The 21262-nt window shown below is 45.8% G+C and carries 16 protein-coding genes; 1 reads left to right on the top strand and 15 read right to left on the bottom strand.

The genetic code is table 11. The annotated features are described in order from the left end of the window. Window positions 1-6: 6 nt before the first annotated feature. The 12 genes from ftsY to pta form a co-directional block, all read right to left on the bottom strand. Complete coding sequence (gene ftsY / locus BLHYD_RS07465) at window positions 7-948, bottom strand: signal recognition particle-docking protein FtsY (RefSeq protein WP_005945199.1); 942 nt, start codon at window positions 946-948, stop codon at window positions 7-9. A 10-nt stretch (window positions 949-958) separates the two neighbouring features. Then, window positions 959-4519 carry a chromosome segregation protein SMC gene (smc, locus tag BLHYD_RS07460; RefSeq protein ID WP_005945196.1) on the bottom strand — a complete coding sequence of 1187 codons (3561 nt, stop codon included), beginning with the start codon at window positions 4517-4519 and terminating at the stop codon, window positions 959-961. After that, window positions 4500-5213, bottom strand: a complete 714-nt coding sequence (gene rnc, locus BLHYD_RS07455; RefSeq protein ID WP_040350339.1) for a ribonuclease III — start codon at window positions 5211-5213, stop codon at window positions 4500-4502. The genes smc and rnc overlap by 20 nt, the downstream gene beginning before the upstream one ends. Window positions 5214-5321: 108 nt before the next feature. Next, on the bottom strand, window positions 5322-5549 hold the full coding sequence (acpP, locus tag BLHYD_RS07450; RefSeq protein WP_005945191.1) for an acyl carrier protein: 228 nt from the start codon (window positions 5547-5549) through the stop codon (window positions 5322-5324). Between the two features lie 18 nt (window positions 5550-5567). Next, window positions 5568-6575: a phosphate acyltransferase PlsX gene (gene plsX, locus BLHYD_RS07445; protein WP_005945188.1), complete on the bottom strand. Its 1008-nt coding sequence runs from the start codon at window positions 6573-6575 to the stop codon at window positions 5568-5570. A 100-nt stretch (window positions 6576-6675) separates the two neighbouring features. Further along, a complete protein-coding gene (locus BLHYD_RS07440) occupies window positions 6676-8904 on the bottom strand; it encodes a polysaccharide pyruvyl transferase family protein (protein WP_005945185.1) in 2229 nt (742 codons plus the stop codon). Next, window positions 8901-11825: a bifunctional glycosyltransferase/CDP-glycerol:glycerophosphate glycerophosphotransferase gene (locus BLHYD_RS07435; RefSeq protein ID WP_055165388.1), complete on the bottom strand. Its 2925-nt coding sequence runs from the start codon at window positions 11823-11825 to the stop codon at window positions 8901-8903. The genes BLHYD_RS07440 and BLHYD_RS07435 overlap by 4 nt, the downstream gene beginning before the upstream one ends. Window positions 11826-11955: 130 nt before the next feature. Continuing rightward, window positions 11956-13002 carry a glycosyltransferase family 2 protein gene (locus BLHYD_RS07430; RefSeq protein WP_005945176.1) on the bottom strand — a complete coding sequence of 349 codons (1047 nt, stop codon included), beginning with the start codon at window positions 13000-13002 and terminating at the stop codon, window positions 11956-11958. A 379-nt stretch (window positions 13003-13381) separates the two neighbouring features. Then, complete coding sequence (gene rpmF, locus BLHYD_RS07425) at window positions 13382-13567, bottom strand: 50S ribosomal protein L32 (RefSeq protein ID WP_005945169.1); 186 nt, start codon at window positions 13565-13567, stop codon at window positions 13382-13384. Between the two features lie 3 nt (window positions 13568-13570). Continuing rightward, window positions 13571-14098 carry a YceD family protein gene (locus BLHYD_RS07420; protein ID WP_005945165.1) on the bottom strand — a complete coding sequence of 176 codons (528 nt, stop codon included), beginning with the start codon at window positions 14096-14098 and terminating at the stop codon, window positions 13571-13573. A 58-nt stretch (window positions 14099-14156) separates the two neighbouring features. Beyond that, window positions 14157-15353 (bottom strand): acetate/propionate family kinase, encoded by a 1197-nt coding sequence (locus BLHYD_RS07415; RefSeq protein ID WP_040350264.1) that lies wholly within the window; start codon window positions 15351-15353, stop codon window positions 14157-14159. Window positions 15354-15382: 29 nt separating this feature from the next. After that, a complete protein-coding gene (gene pta / locus BLHYD_RS07410; protein ID WP_040350334.1) occupies window positions 15383-16378 on the bottom strand; it encodes a phosphate acetyltransferase in 996 nt (331 codons plus the stop codon). Between the two features lie 144 nt (window positions 16379-16522). Here pta and BLHYD_RS07405 point away from each other — a divergent pair, with 144 nt between their 5' ends. Continuing rightward, window positions 16523-17758, top strand: a complete 1236-nt coding sequence (locus tag BLHYD_RS07405; RefSeq protein WP_005945157.1) for a tRNA(Met) cytidine acetate ligase — start codon at window positions 16523-16525, stop codon at window positions 17756-17758. A 315-nt stretch (window positions 17759-18073) separates the two neighbouring features. Here the strand turns inward: BLHYD_RS07405 and surE are convergent, their stop codons facing one another. Genes surE through BLHYD_RS07390 form a run of 3 tightly spaced genes read right to left on the bottom strand, consistent with a single transcriptional unit; the run spans window position 18074 to window position 21134 of the window. Next, window positions 18074-18871, bottom strand: coding sequence for a 5'/3'-nucleotidase SurE (surE, locus tag BLHYD_RS07400; RefSeq protein WP_005945151.1), 798 nt, complete (start codon window positions 18869-18871; stop codon window positions 18074-18076). A gap of 25 nt (window positions 18872-18896) precedes the next feature. Then, a complete protein-coding gene (locus BLHYD_RS07395; RefSeq protein ID WP_021844495.1) occupies window positions 18897-20327 on the bottom strand; it encodes an FGGY-family carbohydrate kinase in 1431 nt (476 codons plus the stop codon). A gap of 21 nt (window positions 20328-20348) precedes the next feature. Further along, window positions 20349-21134 carry an SDR family oxidoreductase gene (locus BLHYD_RS07390; protein WP_021844494.1) on the bottom strand — a complete coding sequence of 262 codons (786 nt, stop codon included), beginning with the start codon at window positions 21132-21134 and terminating at the stop codon, window positions 20349-20351. Window positions 21135-21262: the final 128 nt, after the last annotated feature.

Genomic DNA, 21262 nt, shown 5'->3' with positions numbered 1-21262 from the left:
CATGTATTATCCTTCGCTGTCCTTCACGTCAAACAGTGCATTGACAAAGGATTCCGCATTAAATTTTTCCAAATCTTCAATACTCTCTCCTACGCCAATGTATTTTACTGGAATATCCAATTCCGAGTGAATCGCGACAGCAATTCCCCCTTTGGCCGTTCCGTCCAGCTTCGTCAAAATGATACCGGTGACTTTCGCCACCTCCGCAAACTGCCTCGCCTGCGCCAAAGCATTCTGCCCTGTCGTCCCGTCCAACACTACAAGAGTTTCCAGATAGGCTTCCGGATATTCTTTCTCCAAAATCCGATAAATCTTTCTCAGTTCTTCCATCAGATTTTTTTTGTTGTGCAGCCGCCCTGCCGTATCACAGAGCAGAATATCTGCGTTTCTGGCCTTTGCTGCCGCCACTGCATCAAACACCACAGAGGCAGGGTCTGCCCCTGGCTGTCCTCCAATCAACTCCACGCCGGCCCGGTTCGCCCACTGTATAAGCTGCTCCCCAGCCGCCGCACGGAACGTATCAGCCGCAGCTAAGATCACTTTTTTCCCTTGATCTTTTAGTTTACCCGCCAGCTTTCCCACAGAAGTCGTCTTTCCCACCCCATTGACTCCAATCACCAGAATCACGGATTTGCGGTTCTCAAACTCATACTCTGTATTTCCCACAGTCATCTCCTGCTTGATGCTGTCGATCAGCAGCTTTTTGCACTCCGCAGGGTCTTTAATTCTCTTTTCCTCCACTTGCTTTTTCAGATTTTCTATAATCGATGTGGTGGCGTTGATTCCCAAATCCCCCATGATGAGAATTTCCTCAATTTCCTCATAAAAATCCTCATCTATGCTGGAAAAACCGCTGAAAATCGAGTCAATGCCAGAGACGATGTTAGCTCTTGTCTTAGACAAACCGCTCACCAACCTCTTAAAAAAACCTTTCTTTTCTTCTCCCATCGCTTTCCTCCTATTTGTCCAGATCTTTTTCCACCAGATCTACCGACACCAAAGTAGAAACACCTTTTTCTTGCATGGTTATACCATATAACCGGTCTGCTGCTCCCATAGTGCCGCGTCTATGTGTAATTATAATAAACTGCGTGTTTTTCGTCAACTTTTTCAGATAACCGGCAAATCGGCCCACATTGGAGTCATCCAAAGCCGCCTCAATTTCATCCAAAAGACAAAAAGGCGAAGGTTTCAAATTTTGAATTGCAAACAGCAACGCAATCGCCGTGAGAGCTTTCTCTCCACCTGACAACTGCATCATATTTTGAAGTTTTTTCCCGGGCGGCTGAGAGATAATCCGAATCCCAGCTTCCAAAATATCTTCCTCTTCCATCAGCTCTAGCGTACCTTTGCCGCCGCCAAACAGATCTTTAAACGCCTTGTCAAACTCTCTTTGTATTTCCTTAAATTTCTCAGCGAACTGTCTGCGCATCCCTTCATCTAATTCCTGGATAATTCCTTGAAGTGTGGCCTCTGCCTGAACCAAATCCTTATATTGATCTGACAGAAACGTATGCCTCTCCTTCAGTTCTTTGTAATCCTCAATGGCATTGACATTGACGGTGCCTAGTTTTCGTATCTTCTCCTTGATCACTGCGATCTCTTTCTTGACGGCGGCGGCGGATATCTCCTCCTGCTGACGGTAAGAATAGGCACTGTTGGGTGTGATCTCATATTCCTCCCACATATAAGCGATCTTTTGCTCCTGGGACTCTTCTAACTTCTCTAGCTGCTGATTGAGCCTGAAAACCTCTTTGTCCAACAAATTCATCTGCCCTGACAGCTCATCCCGCTTCTCAAAGAAAGATTTATGTACAGCCATCGTGTCCTCTTTTTCTTTCAAGCATCCATCCATCACAGCTTTTTGGCTTTCCTCACTTTGCCGGGTCTGAACGATCGTCTCACGTATCTTTTGGATATTCTTTTCTTTTTCCTCTATATCCAGGGCATCCCCAGCCAGATGTTCCTCCACCTCTTTTAATTCCGATGCCAATCTGTTCAGTTCTTCTTCCACACGAGAAATATTCCTGGCAGCAAAATCCTTCTTCTGTCCCAGAGCAGAAGCCTCCATGCGAATCTCCTCCAAGCATCGGCTGACGGAAGCTTCTTCTTCCTGCCACCGTTCCAGCTGCTTTTGACGTATCTCGATAAACTCCTCCAATTTTTTTTCGTCCTGTTTGGACTCTTCCAGCTTAGCGGCAATCGCACTCTTATTCTCCTCCACCTCTTTGATCTGTTGGAGAATATCTCCGCCTTCCTGCCTGATCTGTTCATAACCCCGGGAAATTTCCCGTTGTTTTTCTTCTTTCTGCTGAATTTCCATCCGCACAGTGTTTTCCAGCAGACACTGTTCCTGCATCAGTTCTTTTAACCCGGCCAGCTCATCTCGAAGCTGATTTCTCCGCTCACGGCTGCCTTCCATCGTTTTTTGGAGATCCTTCATCTCTTCTTTCAGCCGTTCCACACAAGCTTGCAGCTCTTCGATCTCTCTCCTTCGTCCCAGAAGATTGCTGTTGTTTCGAAAGGCGCCTCCTGTCATAGAACCCCCAGGGTTTAAGGATTCTCCCTCAATAGTCACCATTCTCAGACTGTGACGGTACTTTTTCCCGATGGCAATCGCATGGTCGATATGGTCTACCACCAAGGTCCTTCCTAAAAGATAACTGGCCAGATTCTCATAGCCTTTTCCCACCGTCACCAAATCACTGGCAATTCCCAGCACGCCGGGCTCTGCAAGCGCTTCCCTCGGACCAAAGCTGCCTCTGCCGCCAATACTGGTCAGCGGCAGAAAGGTAGCCCGTCCATAGCGATTCTTCTTTAAGAAAGCAATCATCTGTTTTGCCGTCTGCTCATGATCAGTCACAATATTTTGAATACTGCCTCCCAAAGCTGTCTCGATGGCTATCTCGTAATCCTTCTCCACCTGAATCAGGTCTGCCACAACGCCTTGAATACCCGGCACGCGCCTCTTCTGCTCCATCACACGTCGAATACTGTTGCCATAGCCGTCGTAACGCTCTGTCAGATTCATCAGGGATTCCAGTCTCGACGCCTCTCTGTGGTAAGTGGCATTCCCCACCTCTAGCTGTCTCTTTTGATTCTCCAAGTTTTCCTGCAGTGCCTTCAGTTCAGAATTTTTCTTCTCCTGTTCCTGCTGGTAATTTTGAATCTTTTTTTCAATCTCCTGATACTGAACTCTTGCCCGGGTCAGCTCCTTGTCCTGCTGTGCTTCCTCACTTTTCAAAGCCAGTTTCTGCTGATTTAGCTGCGCTCTTCGGATGTTGATCTGCTCTAGCATGGTGTCAAACCGCTGTACCTTCCCCTTGGTATTGGCTCTGCTGTTCAACACCTCAATAATCTCATTCTTTCCTTCTTCCACAGCCTTGACACAAGCCTCGATCTGATCTGCCATCTGGCGCAGGCGCACTTCTTCTTTCAACTGCCTTTCTTGAATCTGTACAAACTCACCTTTTAGACTAGAACGCTCCTGCTGATAACTCTCTAACTCACATTGGCGTTTTTCCGTGTCCGACAATATGGAAATTTTTCTGGACTTGTAGTGCTCTTCATTTTGCTTTGCTCCGTGAATCTGTTCTTTGAGCACCTCTACCTGCCCTTCCAGCTGCTGCCTTCTCAGAGCATCCTGCTGTGTCTCCTCTCGGATTTGCTCAATCCGGGTATTCAATTTTTGCAGTTTCTGTTCTAGTTCCTCGTACTCTTCCTTTACCTGACCATAAGACTCTTGTGTCTTTTGAAGCTGCTCTTCTGTCAGGGATTTCTTCTGTTTTTTTTCCTGAAGCTGCTCGTCAATCTCTTCCATCTCCAGCAAGAAAAGTCCGGCTTCCTTTTCCTTCAACCTGGATTTTTGTTCCAAATAAATCTTGGCAGTCTCAGACTGCCTCTCCAATGGTCCTAATTGCCGGTCTAGCTCACTTAAAATATCTGTGACCCTCACCAGATTCTGTTTTTCTTCCTCCAGCTTCTTCAGAGTCGTATTTTTCCTTCTCTTAAATTTTACGATTCCCGCCGCCTCATCGAACAGTTCCCTTCTCTCCTCAGGTTTTCCACTCAGGATCTTATCAATCTGTCCCTGCCCAATGATAGAATACCCTTCTTTTCCAATTCCGGTATCATAAAAAAGCTCCTGAATATCTTTCAGACGACAACTGCTCCCGTTCATCAGATACTCGCTCTCACCAGAACGGTACAGCCTTCTGGTGACTGTAACCTCCTTGTAGTCCACGGGGAGTTTTCTGTCTCCATTATCCAAAGTGATCGACACGGAAGCATAACTCAAAGGTTTACGATTCTCTGTACCTGAAAAGATGACATCCTGCATGTTTCCGCCTCGAAGCTGCTTTGCACTCTGTTCACCCAGAACCCATCTGACCGCATCTCCCACGTTACTCTTTCCACTGCCATTCGGCCCGACAATTCCTGTAATCCCATTGTGGAATTCAAAATTTATCTTCTGGGCAAAAGACTTAAACCCATATACCTCAATGTTTTTTAGATACATACTTCACCTTCGTTTTTCTCAGCGCCATCACCGCCTGATAAGCCGCTGCCTGCTCTGCCGCTTTTTTTGTATGTCCTTGTCCCACACCCAACACTTCCTGTTTCACTCTGACCTCCACAGTAAAAATCTTGTTGTGGTCTGGCCCATCCTCCCGAATCAGCTGGTAAGATACCGGATTATTTCCATGCTCTTGCACAATCTCCTGCAAGATAGTCTTGCTATCGTAAAAGAGCTGTTTATGTTCCATATCATTCAGCACATGCTTTAAGATAAACTCTTTCGCACTAGCAAGTCCACCGTCCAGATATATAGCGCCTATGACCGCCTCCAAAGCATCCGATACAATGGAATCTCTCTTTCTCCCGCCAGTGTTCTCCTCCCCATGTCCTAAAAGCAGATAGTTGTCCAGACGAATCTCCCTGGCGCACAGCGCAAGCGTTGGCTCACAGACCATACTTGCCCGTTTCTTTGTCAACTCCCCCTCCTGGAGAATGGGAAATTTCTGATACAAAAATTCACTGCTGATTACCTCGAGCACCGCATCCCCCAAAAATTCCAGTCTCTCATTACACCCCAATTTTCCCATGTTTTTCTCATTGGAATAAGAACTATGTGTAACGGCTTGCTTGAGCAGATTGATATCCCGAAATTGATATCCCAACTCTTTTTCTAATTCTTTTAAAGTCTCTGTCATTTTCATTTTAATCCCTCTCATAAAACGTGGGGCTTTACAGCATGTCCATCCATGCGGCAAGCCCCTTAACTCTCAACATTCTAAATACCGTACTCTTTGGCGGCACTGTCACATCACATTCTTGATTGCCTCTGCCGCATCTCCCACTGTGACAATCCGCTCAGCAGCGTCATTGTCTATCTCCACATCAAACTCTTCTTCGATTCCCATGATAATCTGAAAAATATCCAGAGAATCCGCTCCCAAATCGTCCACAAAAGTGGTATCCTCTGTGATTTCCGCAGTGTCTACATTCAGAACATCCGCAATAATCATCTTAAGTTTTTCAAGTTCCACTCTTTCCTATCTCCCTTCTTAGATATCATTGATATGCTCTTGAATTTTTTCATTGATCTGTTGTTCTTTAAATTGAAGGCACTGAAAAATTGCGTTTTTTTGCTCCACCGCAACCGCGCTTCCATGAGTCTTCACCACCAAGCCTCTTAGTCCTAAAAGCGGTGCCCCCCCATGTTCACTGGCATCAAAAGTTTTTAGAGTTTCTTTCAGTGCCGGTTTTACCAACAATGCTCCAATTTTACTGCGCAAATTTGTCATCAACCCCTGCTTAATCTGAGAAATCAGAGTACTCCCGACTCCTTCGTACAACTTCAGAATCACGTTTCCCACGAAAGCTTCACAGACAATCACATCCGCATAGCCGTCTGGGATATCCCTCGCTTCGATACTGCCGATAAAGTTAATTCCTCTGCATTCTTTGAGCAGCGGAAACGTCTCCTTGACCAAGGCATTTCCTTTCTCTTCCTCTGCTCCATTGTTCACAATAGCCACCCGGGGATTCTGAATCCCCACGACATTCTCCATGTAAATAGAGCCCATCTTCGCGAATTGAACAAGATGAGAGGAACGTGCATCTACGTTGGCGCCACAGTCAATCAACAGAGAAACTCCCTTCTTGGTAGGCAACAGTGGTGCCAACGGCGGACGTTCTACCCCTTTAATTCTGCCCACGATCACCTGACCGCCCACCAGAATCGCTCCACTGCTCCCTGAAGACACAAATGCGTCGGCTTCTCCCTGGCGCACCATTTGCATTCCGACCACAATGGAAGAATCTTTCTTTTTGCGGATGGCCATCACTGGCGGTTCCGCGGTTTCAATAACCTCCGAGGTATGAACAATCTGAATCTTCTCCCCCGGATACTCATACTTTGACAACTCCTGTTCGATGAGCTCCCGCTTACCTGTCAGGATAACCTGTATATTGTCTTTCTCCCGCACAGCCGCCACAGCCGCTTTCACCGGCTCAGCCGGTGCAAAGTCTCCACCCATGGCATCCATAACTATTTTCACTGGCTCTGACATCTTATCCCTCCTGTCATTTGTTGATCTTCTCCGAAGGTTTTTCACTCTTCCCAGATACTCTATCCCACATGATACTAGAGATAAGATCAAAAATCAATATTTAATTCTTTAAGTCATTATACTCTCTCAAAAGAGAGTTAATTGGTTTCTCATCCATCAGGTCAAAAATCTCATCCCGAATACTGTGATATGGCGACGGACAACGGTGATTTTTGGCAAAGACATCCTGCATACTGCTCTGCCGGACATCAAATTTATCTGAAATCGCTTTCCAAAGCTCTTCACCCTTCTTGTTATGCATAAGAACACAGCTCGCCCCTTTATCATCAAAAAGCTCCGGCATCAGATACTGAATTCCCCAGAAATCTCCGATTGTCAGATCTCCCTTCCTGTGATCATAGACATACTCACAGTGATTACAGCACTCCCGAGAAATATAATCATTCAAAAATGCCCTGAAATAGTTATTCTTCCTTGCATTCACTCTCAGAACCTGGCCATTCTCAAACTTTACCACCAGCTGTGTGCGGTGAATCAGCCACCCTGTCTCACTTTTATCTCGAAAAGTCACATCAACGATTCTCGATTTAAATTTATTCTCAAGGTAATCCAGATATTTTCTGAGAATCTTAGGCGAGGGAGCTGCATGGCAGAGAATCTCACAGACATACAAATTCTCGTAGGGCTTTCGAAGATAAGATTGAAGTGCCGCGCACTCACACGGAAGCCCACTATACAATACGGTCTCTCCTCTGTCCAATAAGTCTTTGATCCTTGGCCAAATATCCTTCAACTCGCTTTTCACATATTTTGAGCCACGAAAAGCCATCGCTTCCTCTATCGTATGGGCAATATCCGCCACAGCCCTCATCTGCTCATCCCAGCGGACTCCAACCACATAGCCACTCTTCTCTTCGATGATATATCTGGCCAACTCAGGGAAAACTCCACCGGATGAGCTCTCGATTCTAGCAGACATATCTTTATTCACAGCCCCATAGACCTTTGGCTGCAAAATCTCCTGCGGGAAATGCTCCGCCAGCCGAATACAGACTTTCTGGCACAAACCGCAGGAAATACATTTTTCATGGTCAACTGAAGGGTAGTAAAAACCCTCCTCATCCGTTTCCATGGAAATTGCATCCTTAGGACAGATCTCCTTGCAGGCATAACAGCCGTAGCACTCTTCTTTCAAAATTCCCGTCGGACAATCTACCTTTTCTTTATCCGGCTCTAATAACCCAAGAGATTCCCCCAGATACTGACGGGAATCTTTTCTCAATTTGGCAATCCTTGCCCGAAGTTCCTCCACGTTTCGAATCTGAAACTTCTCCATGTCATAGAACTCTTTTTCATCCCAGACAATGTGATCTTCCATTCTCAGATTTCTCAGCAAATCCACCGTACGACTTCCTGTGTCTGAATGTAAAAGCGAGATGAACGGTTTTTCGTAGATCAGAGAAAACACTGTGCCATGGAAGGAATTTGTGATTACATACTCCGCATTGGACACCAAACCGATGAACTCACCCGGAGTCGCCGTATAGCAGCTCTCCACTTCATTGACAAATTTTTCTACCGGTCTCCTCTGCACGATGGGATACCCCAACGTTTTAGAAACCCGATTCGCCAGTTTTTTTACCTCCTGGTTCTCTTCCATCATGTAGACCAAAATATACTTTTCTTTTCTCCGCTCGTCCACCCGTATCTCGTCATAGTCTTCTCTGCGAAGTAAAAATGTAGGGTCTGCCACCACCTTCACCGGCACTTTGGACAGTTTTTCGATCGCCGGTGTCGTACTGACCTCCCGCAGAGAAACTGCGGCGTAATCTTTCAGCGCGTTTTTGATCTGCTCTTTGTAAGCTGGAAGCACATAGTTCTTTCCCACACTGGCTCCGTAGGATATCTTTCTGGATCCTTCCGGAGCAAATTCCAGGTAATAGGCAGGATCATAACCGCCGATATGAGAACTGTTCCACACCTGATCGCTGCCGGTAATATAGGCATCCAACTTGGGAGGATTTTTCTCCAGTTCTTCATAAGTCTTGTAATCTCCAGCCAAAGTCAAATTCTTTTTCAGAAAGGCAGAATACCGCTGAAAACGTACCAGCCGTTCCGGCGCTGTCAGCTTCAAATACCAGTACCGTTTCGTCCGGTCAAAGCCGCTCTTTCCCTCATAAGGATCGTATAGACTATCAATTACCTTAGGATGATAGTTGATCACGCAGGACTCTGCACCCAACTGCCGCAAAGCCTTCTGCAAAGCCCAGGTCTGCAAAGTCGCACCGAAGTTAAAAGCACTGTGAAAAGTCACAACTCCTACTTTCATCGCTCTTCCTCCCTCCAGATTTCTTCAAAGTCAGCTCTTCCATCACAGACAACAATGTTAGAATCCTTTTTCAGTCCTTTTTTCTTTGCCAGTTCCTCAGATAGGACCACTCTCTCAAAATCAGCTCTTCGCTTCAGCAGATAATCTACCTGCCTGCGAAAGCTCTCATCCGTATTGTACAATCCTTCCTGTCTTCCAAGGCAGAGAATCCTGTGATCTGATGTACAGCGCAAAATCCAGTACAGACGCTTTGTCCTACAGGAGAGAATCACCAGTTTGTCAAACTCATAGCTTCCATATATCTTCTGGTATTCTCTCAGAGCCAGTCTGTTCGTCAATTTTGCCAGAGGGCCTTTATCGATATCATAGCGAAATACAATTTGACTGGCAATCAGCTCCAAAATCGTGTAATTTGCTTTGATCTCAATGGGGAAATAATAGATTCTAGGATCCAGCTCTGACAGCACAGAACTTGTCTGTCTCATGACATACCCTGGAAACGAAAGATAGTACTCTCTTCGTTCTCCATCTCTTTGCACCTGAGCATTCAATTCTTTCACCAAAGCTCTGTCCACCGCTCTTTGGGTAAAGACAAGCACTTTCTCTTTTCCATTATTTGAGATTTTCTGTACCGGCAGCTCACCTCTCACACCTCGAATCCACTCGTCACAGACCATAACCGCATTGTCCTTTCTGTCATAAGGACAGAATTTTGCTCTGAACTCAGACAGATCATATTCTGGCTCCCTGAGAAGCTTCTGAAGCCTTGTGACACCCTTCGCCTGAGGCAGACCTATTTCGTCCAAGTCCACATACAGACCACGATCTTTTAAGTATTCCTCTTTGTCATAGACAAACAGGATAATCTTTTTGTTGGAGACCGCATAATCAAACATGATGCTAGAATAATCCGTCACAAGTGCATCACTGGCATTCAGAAAATCATAAGTCTCATACCGAGATGGAAATTCCTTAATGTGAGCAAATCCTTCCAGATTGATTCCTTCCTTCACATACGGATGCAACTTCACATAAAAAATCTGGTCCTCACCTAAAATCTTATCCAACTTCATCAAATGCTGGACCAGGATCTGAATCTGCTTGGCATTTTCCTTCTTATGCAGCATTCCCCGCCAGGTTGGCATATAGACGACAACCTGTTTGTCCTCAAGTCCCATTTCCTTTCGAATCTGCTCATATCTCTCTGTGGAGAAAAATGCCACATTTCTGGGATACCCCCAGGTGAGAATTTTTCCCGGATAAATATGTTCGATCATATAATCCCGCAGGAAGATATCTCTAGAAAATTCCTGCTGATACAGAAGATAATCCGCGATGAAAAAGTTTCTCTGAACATTTCCCAGTCCATACTCCCGATTCGGGACAATACGTCCCATCGCTTTGAGAGGAGTCCCATGCCAAGTATTCAGATAAACCTGGTTTTCACGTTTAATATAATAAGGCGGAAAACTAGTGTCTGTAATCAAAAATTTAGCCGTCGCTAACAACCTTTTGTATGTCTTCGTGCCTGTCTTTACAAACATGCAGTGTTTCATATCATATTGAAGAAGCACTTCCCTGTATTTTGGAATATACTCCTCTTTCATCGAGACATAAACCGGATACATTTTATATTTCGGATCTTTCAGTTCCTTAAGAATCTGGAACATATTTCCTGCAAGGTCTTCTCCATGCTTAGACTCTATCAAAATTGTCTTGTCATCTACCTTGTGACGAAGCAGATATGCCGTATAATACCGGTAGCTCAAAACACTCAGCTTTTTTTTCACAATTTTCGGCGCACGTTTTTTCACCTGAAGACATTTTGATACAAGATAAGCTAATTTTTCATCTGAACCCCAAAATCCCTTCCAGATCTCCTTCACCTTTCTCCGATGAGAGTGCACTCTGAGCCACTTCTTTTTTCTTTTCATTCCCTTTCCATCCGTCTGCCTCACAAAATTCAGCATTTTCTTGCGCGTATCACAGACTCTCAGAAAGTCTTTCATCTCTTTTGTCATGGAATAAATCACATAGCGATTCTCAGACCAGGAGGGAAACTCCTTATCTAAAAAGTCAAAAATCTCGTTGATCAGCCGTACCTGCAAATCCAGTTTTCCGGTCTCCTTAAAACGTTTGAAAGTCAGAAAGCGGTAATAACAGTGCCGCACACAGATGTATTCAATCTCCTCTCGGTATATTTCCAAAAGTTCTCTTTGACGCGCATAGTCCACCAACAGCTTCAAAGATGTGACAATGTCCAGCGTCTCCTCTGTGAGAGTACTCAAAAACCCTCCCCTTATCCGATAGTTATACAGGCACTTGCGGACCACTCCCATAGACTGGGCACTCATAGAAAGCATATGAGCCACGGGCAAATCCTCAAAACGAATGCCTTCTGGGAATCCGCCGATTTGCGCAAACAACTCCCTGCGGATTAACTTATCCCAAGGAAACGGTGAGATTTTTGTCATCTCATATTTCCGATCAATCAGTTTAAAATTCTGGTTCCATGGCAGTGTGATATTTTCCTTGCGTATTCCGTCTTGTTCGTTGTACCGCGCAAAAAAAACCAAGTCATTCTCATCTCTCTTCGCCTTTGCGTACAAAAGCTCACAAGTCTCCCGCTCAATATAATCATCGCTGTCCACAAACAGCAGATATTCGCCTGCTGATTTGGAAAAGCCATAATTTCTCGCATGGCTGACTCCTTGATTCTCTATAGAAAAAACCTTCACTTTTTTAGGATATGCCTTCTGATACTCCTCTAAAATTGCAAGACTTCCGTCAGGACTTCCATCATTCACTGCAATGATCTCAATCTCTTCTAGAGTCTGATTCACCAAGCTGTCCATACACTGTCTCAAGTATTGCTCCACATTGTACACTGGAACAATAATACTTATTTTATATGACTCCATAGTTCCTCCAACAATTATTTCATTCTCCCCAACTCTTTCGATTCTCTGCCGTCTTCTTCGTAGACAGAATCTTTATCAAAGTTCCACTATTAAATATACCACACTTGTAATCTTTTCGCAATCTTTCGTATTAATTCCGTAATAAATACGGGAAATACCGCACCCAGACCCAAAGTTTTTTTCGCAAAATGGACTTTCCATCTGTTTTTTGAACAAATTTCATCATCAACTTAGGCCGCTCACACACAAACAAAAAGTGTTTCATTCCCACCGCCATCTTTCTTCGAACATAGGGATTTTCTCTCCATTTGGGAAACTCCGATTCCAAAAAGTCATAGACCAATTGAACCAGGCGCATTTGCAAATCCAGTTTTCCTTTCTCTGTGAATTTTCTAAGATTCACAAACCGATAACAGCAGTGCCGTACACAGATGTATTCCACCTCTTGGTGGTACTCCTGATATAACCCCTTGTCCTTCAAAAAATTGACTAAAATTTTCAGAGCTGTCACAATATCTAAAGTATGCTCTGTCAATGTGTTCAAAAACCCCGCCTGCACCCGGTAGTGATATAAGCACTCCGAGACCACTCCGATCTTCCTCGCGCTGACAGCCAACATATGAGCTACGGGCAAATCCTCAAAACGGATTCCTTCCGGAAATCCGCCAATCTCCTGAAACAATTCCCTTCGAATTAACTTATCCCATGGAAACGGCGACAAGCGTGCCATTTCCTCCTTGTATTCTCTCAAGGAAAAATCCTCCACTACCGGCAGGTACAATTTTTCCGTCTCTCCGCCTTCTCTCAGATTATAGCGCCCAAACAAAACCAAATCGTTGTCGTGGAGCTTCGCATGCTCATAGAGCTTTTGACAGGCATTTTTCTCCAGATAATCATCGCTGTCCACGAACAGAAGATACTCCCCTTTTGCCTTGGAAACCCCATAGTTTCTCGCATGGCTGACTCCCTGATTTTCTATGGAGAATACGTTCACTTTTTCCGGATCTCTGTCCCTGTATTCCTGCAGAATCGCTAGACTATTGTCTGGACTCCCGTCATTCACTGCGATGATCTCAATCTCCTCTAGCGTCTGTCCAACCAGACTGTCCATACATTGTCCCAAATATTGTTCCACTTTATACACCGGCACAATAATACTTACCTTGCAAGTATCCATACACTCCCTCCGTCACCATCCTGTTTTTATACAAAAACATTCATTTAATCCTAAATATACCACGAGTGTCCACTCTCTGTAAACCGGCAGCTTCTTACTCTTTGCGGTGAGATTCCTTATTGCGGCGTGCGCATCCATAGCGAAGCGTTTATATAATCGAAAAGACCTTTTGCGCATTAGCACGACAAGGCCTTTCCGATTACATAAAAAAGAATCCTGCTTGCAGGATTCTCCGCCTGCGGCGGGACGAAAGCACCAGCCTCCACTCCGCCGCAGTGCGATCCACGCGGATCGTTTTATTTTTTCATTGGAACGCAGTTTCCTATGAAAAATAAAATAGACCTCACAGTCATTCCTGCAAGGTCTATCACTTTACAATTTAAGCCTCATCCATTTTAATGATCTCTCTCTTGTTGTAAGAACCACAAGCTTTGCAGACTCTGTGAGGCATCATCAGAGCGCCACATTTGCTGCATTTTACCAAATTCGGAGCACTCATTTTCCAGTTTGCTCTTCTTTTATCTCTTCTCGCTCTGGAAGTTTTATTCTTTGGACAGATGGACATAGGTTACACCTCCTTAAACTTGCTAAATATATCACTGATAGCCGCCATACGCGGATCCAGACTGCCTTTTTCACAATCACATTCTCCGTGATTGAGGTTCTGACCACATTTGCTGCAGATTCCCTTACAGTCTTCCTTACACAAAACCTTCAAAGGCCATTGAATTAGGATCTCATCACAGACTAGACGGTCTCCGTCAAGATCCATACCTGTGATATAGTCACTTTCATCTAAGTTCTTTATCCGATCTTCCTCCGATTGCTTCATATCCAGCTTTCGCTCGATCTCAAGGGAAAACTTCCAGTCTACTGCTTCCAGACAACGGCTACAAGGAATCCGGACCACTACATCGGTCCTACCCTTCAGCTCCAATACCTTATCACCGGTATTGACAATCATCAGCTGCAACGGCTTCTGTTCCACAACCTTATAAGTATCTCCTACGGCAACAATCGTCTCCAACGCAAGAGGAATCTCTGTCTTCAGACATTTCCCCTCCTGAGATACAATATCTGACAAATGAACTAGCATAATAGTCTCCTAATCACACCTAATGAATTATATCGGTTTCTTCGGCTTTTGTCAACCATTATTTTACAAGCGCCAGCGTTTCTCTGGCAATTGCCAGCTCTTCATTGGTCGGAATCAACATCACTTTTACTTTAGAGTCTGCTGTGGAAATCACCGTCTCTTTTCCTCTCACATTGTTGGCCTCATCGTCAATTTTGACTCCCAGATATCCCAAAGCGTCACAGATCAGTTTTCTGGCCTGAATGTCATTCTCACCCACACCTGCTGTGAATGCGATCGCGTCAACTCCATTCATGACGGCAACGTAAGCTCCGATATACTTGATTACACGATAGCGGAACGCTTCCAGAGCCACCTCAGCCAGATGATTTCCTTCTTTTCCTGCTTTCTCCACATCACGGAAGTCACTGGATACACCGCCGCTCATTCCCAGAATACCGGATTTCTTATTCAGGATATTCAGCACTTCGTTTACATCTTTATTCTCATGGTTGCAGATAAACTGTACTACCGCTGGGTCCACATCACCGCTTCTGGTACCCATAATCAGACCTTCCAAAGGTGTCAGGCCCATGCTGGTATCCACACATTTTCCGCCGATGGAAGCAGAAATACTTGCCCCATTTCCCAGATGGCACACGATAACCTTCGCATTCTCTGGATCCAGCCCGCCGAATTTAATCGCCTCACCAGACACAAATTTATGGCTGGTTCCGTGGAAGCCGTATCTGCGGATGGAATACTTCTCATAGTACTCTGTAGGAATCGCGTACATATAAGCTTTCTCCGGCATGGACATACCAAAGGCCGTGTCAAATACAGCCACATTCTTCTTTCCTGGCATAGCTGCCTCGCTGGCCTCGATTCCAATCAAGTTCGCCGGGTTGTGCAGAGGCCCCAGATCAAAGAACTCGCGGATTACTCTCTTAACATCATCATTTACAACGATGGAATCGCTGTACACAGTACCACCGTGCAGTACACGGTGTCCGATGGCTGAAATCTCATCTGTGCTCTGAATCACGCCATGCTCAGCGTCCTGCAAAGCATCCATCACCAGCTCCACGGCAACCTGATGGTCTTTCATCGGTTTTTCCACCACATACTCATCTTTTCCTGTCGGCTTATGAGTCAGCTTAGAACCATCAATGCCGATTCTCTCACACAGTCCTTTCGCCAGCACACTCTCATTGTCCATATCAATCAACTGGTATTTCAGGGAAGAACTTCCACAGTTCAGTACTAAAATTTTCATCTCTTTAATTCTCCTTCTTTGGGGTTCTATTACTGGTTCTGACACTGCACAGCTGTGATTGCCGTAACACCTACGATATCACTTGCAGAGCATCCTCTGGACAGATCGTTGACCGGAGCTGCGATTCCCTGAGTCATCGGACCGTAAGCTTCTGCTTTTGCCAGTCTCTGTACAAGCTTGTATCCAATATTTCCTGCATCCAGATCTGGGAAGATCAATACGTTCGCTTGTCCCGCAACCTGGCTGTTCGGTGCCTTAGAGGCTCCCACAGAAGGAACAATTGCCGCGTCAAGCTGCAATTCGCCGTCCAGCATCAACTCCGGAGCAGTCTCTTTCGCGATCTTCACTGCCTCAACAACCTTATCAACATCCGCATGTTTCGCACTGCCCATGGAAGAATGTGACAGCATAGCCACCTTTGGCTCTTTACCCACCAGCATCTTGAAGCTCTCCGCAGAAGACACTGCGATCGCTGCCAGCTCTTCAGAAGTAGGATTCTGATTCAGTCCACAGTCACCAAATACGAAAGTTCCATTCTCACCGTACTCACAGTTCGGTACTTCCATCAGGAAAAACGCAGATACCAATTTTGTTCCTGGTTTTGTCTTCAGAATCTGCAAGCTTGGTCTCAAAGTGTCTGCGGTAGAATGGCACGCACCGGATACCATTCCGTCTGCATCTCCCATCTTTACCATCATAACACCATAATACGTTCTCTGATTCAGCATGATTTCTCTCGCCTGCTCCTGAGTCATACCCTTTTTCTGTCTCAATTCTACCAGTTTATCAATATAAGCCTGGGTTTTATCACTGGTTGCAGGGTCTACAATGATAGCTCCTGCGATATCCAGATCAGCTGCATCTTTTTTGATCTGTTCTTCGTTACCTATCAAAACCACATTCGCCAATCCTTCTTTCAAAATTGTAGCGGTAGCTTCTAAGACTCTTCTGTCCTCGCTCTCTGGAAGAACAATTGTCTTCTTGTCAGCTCTTGCTTTTTCTTTAATTACGTCAATAAATCCCATGATTAATTGGCCCCTTTCGTATTTATTCACTTTTCTCATGGTCAAACCACCATCATTGCCCTAATTATACCCCCTGCGCCCTTGTATTTCAAGCATTTCAGTGGTAGAATACGGGGTATTAGACTGTATTTTTTGAGGTGCAATATGAAGAAAACCGCAGGAATCATTGCAGAGTACAACCCTATCCATCGTGGTCATCAATATCACATCCAGCAGACACGCCTTCTCACCCAGGCAGACTATATCATCGTAGCCATGAGCGGTGATTACGTCCAACGCGGAACTCCTGCTGTCTTTGACAAATATCATCGAACTCGGATGGCATTGTTGTCTGGGGCTGACCTGGTGGTGGAGCTTCCCGTCTGTTATGCTACCGCAAGCGCGGAATATTTCGCCCTGGGCGGTATTTGGACCTTAGATAGCCTGGGTATCGTCACAGATCTGTGCTTCGGAAGTGAGTCAGGAGATCTGGCTTCCCTTCTCGCACTGGCAAAACTTCTCTCCCACGAACCAGAGGATTATCAGACCCTGCTTCGCGCCTGCTTAAAAAAAGGGGTTTCCTTTCCTGTTGCAAGAAGAGAAGCTCTTTTGTCTTATATAAATACCTATCCTGATCTTCCAAAAAGCCAATGGAATAAGCTCTTAGAATCCCCCAACAACATCCTGGGAATCGAATACCTAAAAGCACTGAACCGTCTGCACAGCTCCATCCACCCCCACACCGTTCTGAGAGACGGCGCCTGCTATCATGAGACACAGTTGCCGGATTCTTCCATATTTACGTCTGCATCAGCACTGCGCCGCGCCCTCGCAGACTCTGCTCCTTTTAAGCAGTTAGCCCCCTATCTTCCCAGCGATTGCCGGACTTATTTTCAACAAATTCTTGCATCTGGCGAATTGCTCTGGACAGACGATTTCTCTTTGCTGCTGCATATGAGGCTCATTCAGGAAAACGCGGATTCTCTCACATGCTATGTAGATGTAACTCCTGAACTTGCCAACCGCATCGAAAACCGCAAGACAGAATACCGCTCTTTTTCCCAGTTCACCGAACTGCTCAAAACAAAAGAACTGACTCACACCAGGATTCAAAGAGCTCTACTGCACATTCTGCTGGGAATCACTGAGCTCTCCTTTCCACCCTACATCCGTCTTCTCGGAGTCCGCAAGGAAAGCCGTGAGCTGCTCTCTCTGATTCAAAAGCACAGTTCAGTTCCTGTCTGCGCGGGAACCGGCCGTGCGCTTCGCGATCTTCCTGCTTCCAGTTATGGACTAATACGCCAGCAGCTCTACCCTTCCGAGCTCTACCAAAGCGTCCTGAGCCACAAGATCAATGCCCCTTACGTCCCTGAGCATTCTAGGCCTTTGATTGTACTTTAAAAAAGAATCCTGCCCCGCTGGATTCTTCGCCTGCACGTATTAGCCTGACAAGGCTTTTCCAATGACAGAACAAAGTGGGCAAGCCCACTTCAACTCCCCCATCCCCTCAATCTTTGAGGGGCGCAGTCCCACTTTGCGCGCCGCCGCAACACCGCCTTGCGGTGCACTACCTTATTGCGGCGTGTGCATTCTTAGCGGAGCGTTTTTGTAATAGGAAGGAGCTTTCACGCATTAGCGTGACAAGGTCTTTCCTATTACATAAAAAAACAGCCAGTCTGGACATTTTCCTGGCCAAACTGACTGTTTAAATTTCACTTAGATCTTAACCTTGTCCACCGGAAGAGACATGACTGTACTCAGAGCTGTAACTGAAATAATTCGCTCTTTATATACCGCATAGATATCGCTGTCTCTCTCGAGAAGCTCTTCATTTACACATTTTCGAGCCTGAAGCTCATAAGGCTTTGTCCGGTCTCTGTCCCCTGGAGCACAAAATTCAAAATAATTCTGCCTGCTCTGGGTCGTAATTCGATATTTTTCGGCGTCCTGAATTCCAGCCGGAATATTGATATTCAGCACATCCATACCGTCTCGTCCTAAGTTCTTCAATGCCCATCCCGCCCATTTTTCTACCACGGCCTGAGGCACTGTCCAGTCATATTCCTGAAAATCTTCGCTACGCTGAATGGACAAGTCCGCCTGAACGGATACTGCGACCGCAGGTACTTTCTGGCTGCTGGCTTCAAAAGCTGCTCCTAAAGTACCGCTACAAGTAAGCGTCATTCCCAGATTTTCTCCATAGTTAATACCACTGACACATAAATCCGGTTTTCTCGGCGACAATTCCAAAATTCCATAGGCTGCTGCATACGCGGGAGAACCGTGAATCGCATACGCTGGGACCTGGAAATGGTCCACTTCATAGGGAACTTCCTCAATAATACCTAAATCTTCTGTTCTCGGAAAGGCTCTCCCCATGCCTGTCTGCTGCCGGCAGGGAGCTGCCACGATCACATCCGCATACTTTAGCACCCCTCTGACAGCCGCCTTCAGTCCTGGCGATGCGATTCCATCATCATTGGTGACTAAAACCAAAGGTCTTTGCTTCTCCATAGCCCCTCCTCGGCAGCCCGCCGTTTTACTCAAAAATCTCGTAGGTTTTCTTCAATATTTCATCCGTATGCCTGGTAATATCCGTATAGATCGGAAGTATCTTCTGATACAATTTGTGATTCTCTTCATTCGGCAAAAAGCTGTCTTTGATTTTCACCATATTATCCACAGCTTCCTCAAAAGTAGCATACGCGCCGCTGGCAACGGCAGCACAAATTGCTGATCCCAGACCAGCGGCTCCGTTCACCACATTTCTCACCATCTTGATTCCGAACACATCTGCGAAAATCTGCATAAACAGGTCGCTGTTAGAACCACCTCCCGTGATGATCACCTGATCTAAAGACACGCCCATCTCCTGTGTCATGTCATCCACATGACGCTTCATCGTCATTGCAACAGCTTCCAGAATTGAACGATACATATGTCCTCTGTCAGACCGTCCGTCAAATCCGATCATCATGCCTTTTTTATAGCGGGCATCCACAGGCGCCAGCCAATCCAAAACTGTCATCAAGCCATCACTGCCTACCGGCACAGACTCTGCTTCTTTGCTCAATAATTCTTCCGGAGACATTCCCTGTTCAGCAGCCGCCTTCGCAAAACCGTCCCCTAAAATATCCCTGAACCAGCTAACCGTCCACATTCCTCTGCGGATTCCATTGCTGTCATAGAGATATTTGTTTGGCATACAAGAAAATTTCGGCCACACAGCCTTCGTATCTCTCAGATATTCTTTTCCCTCCATCATCGCAGCAGTATAGGTTCCTAAAGATACACAAGCCGTCTTATCACCCATGCAACCAGTACCCAATCCTTCTACTGCCTTGTCATTGGAAGTCGCCACCACTGGAAGTCCTTTTGGAAAACCTGTCGCTTGCGCTGCCTCATCCGTCACATATCCCAGAATATCTCCCGGCATCACTAGGTCAAACAGCATTTCCCTCGGCATCCCAGTCTGCTTATAAGCTTCCGGGTCCTTGGACCAATTCCAGGTATCTACATCCACCGGCCATCCGCCCTCATAGTTTGCCACAGTGTCTTTTTTCTCACCAGTCAGACGGTAGGTGATATAACCGGAGGAGGCCACTACATATCTGACATCCGGGTTTGAATGTTCATAGGGCTGGGAGACACGCACATCCATCCAGCTCAAAGCCGGCTGCGCGAGACTTCCGTCTTCCTTCAGGTAGGCACGACAATACCGAATGGTACACAGGCCAATCCCTAAGATATCTTCTGGATTCCCCTGAAATTTCGCCATACATTTCTTACTGGCTTTGCAGATCGCATCCCACCAGTCATCATCTGGATGCTCCACATAGCCGGGACGAGGAAGATGATAAGGCCGCAGAGGATGCTTGTCTTCGCAGACGATGTTCCCCTTTAAGTCAAAGATCAATATTTTAGCACTCTGGGAACCTTCATCAATCCCGATTACATATTTCTCGCTCATCTCGCTGTCCTCTCCTTCAAATTATCTTACCAAGTATCCGCCGTCTACGACCACTACCGTACCATTCACATAGTCGGAGGCATGGCTGGCCAGGAATACTGTCGTCCCCATCAAATCCTGTCTCTCACCCCAACGGTCAGCCGGAATATGTTCTTTGATCTTAATGAATTTCTCATCGTTTGCACTGCCAGTACCGGTAGTCATTTTGGTCTGGAAATATCCTGGTGCGATACCGTTTACACAAATTCCATATTTCCCCAGCTCATCCGCATAGGCTTTGGTCAGTCCCATCAGACCCGCTTTCATCGCCGCATAGGCCGGTGAGCCTAAACCGCCTAAGAAGGAGAACAGTGAGCAGATGTTGATGATTTTTCCGCTCCTTTGAGGAATCATATATTTGGCCACTGCATGGCTCAGATCAAATGCTCCTGTCAAGTTGATCGCAATCATCGGATCCCACTCTTTTCTTCCAAAGTCGAGCACATCCGCAATCTTGCAGATACCCGCACAGTTCACCAAAATATCAATCTTGCCGTAGGTCTCCACGCACTTTTCCGCAATTTTATCGCACATACCATCTTCTGTCAGGTCTCCCTGCATAAAAGTATATTTCACACCACAATCTTCAATCAATTTCCTGGTTGTCCCGTCATCATCCACATAAGCAAACGCGAAAATATTTGCTCCCGCTTTCGCAAGAGCTAACGCGAAAGCCTGTCCTAAACCACTGTTTCCTCCTGTGACAATCGCATTTTTACCTTTCAGACTAAAAAAATCCATAGAAAATTCATTAATATCGTAGCCCATTTCTCGTACCTCCATGTTTGATCTTATTTTTGAGAGCGTTTTGGCTTCTGCGCAGCATGCCAGAATTTTTGCTTTTTTACATAAAAAAAGAGCAACTTCCATTCTTGAAAATAGAAGTTACTCTCTCT

The organism is Blautia hydrogenotrophica DSM 10507 (assembly GCF_034356035.1).
GTDB classification, from domain to species: domain Bacteria; phylum Bacillota; class Clostridia; order Lachnospirales; family Lachnospiraceae; genus Blautia_A; species Blautia_A hydrogenotrophica.
This window is presented reverse-complemented; position numbering and strand designations above follow the sequence as displayed.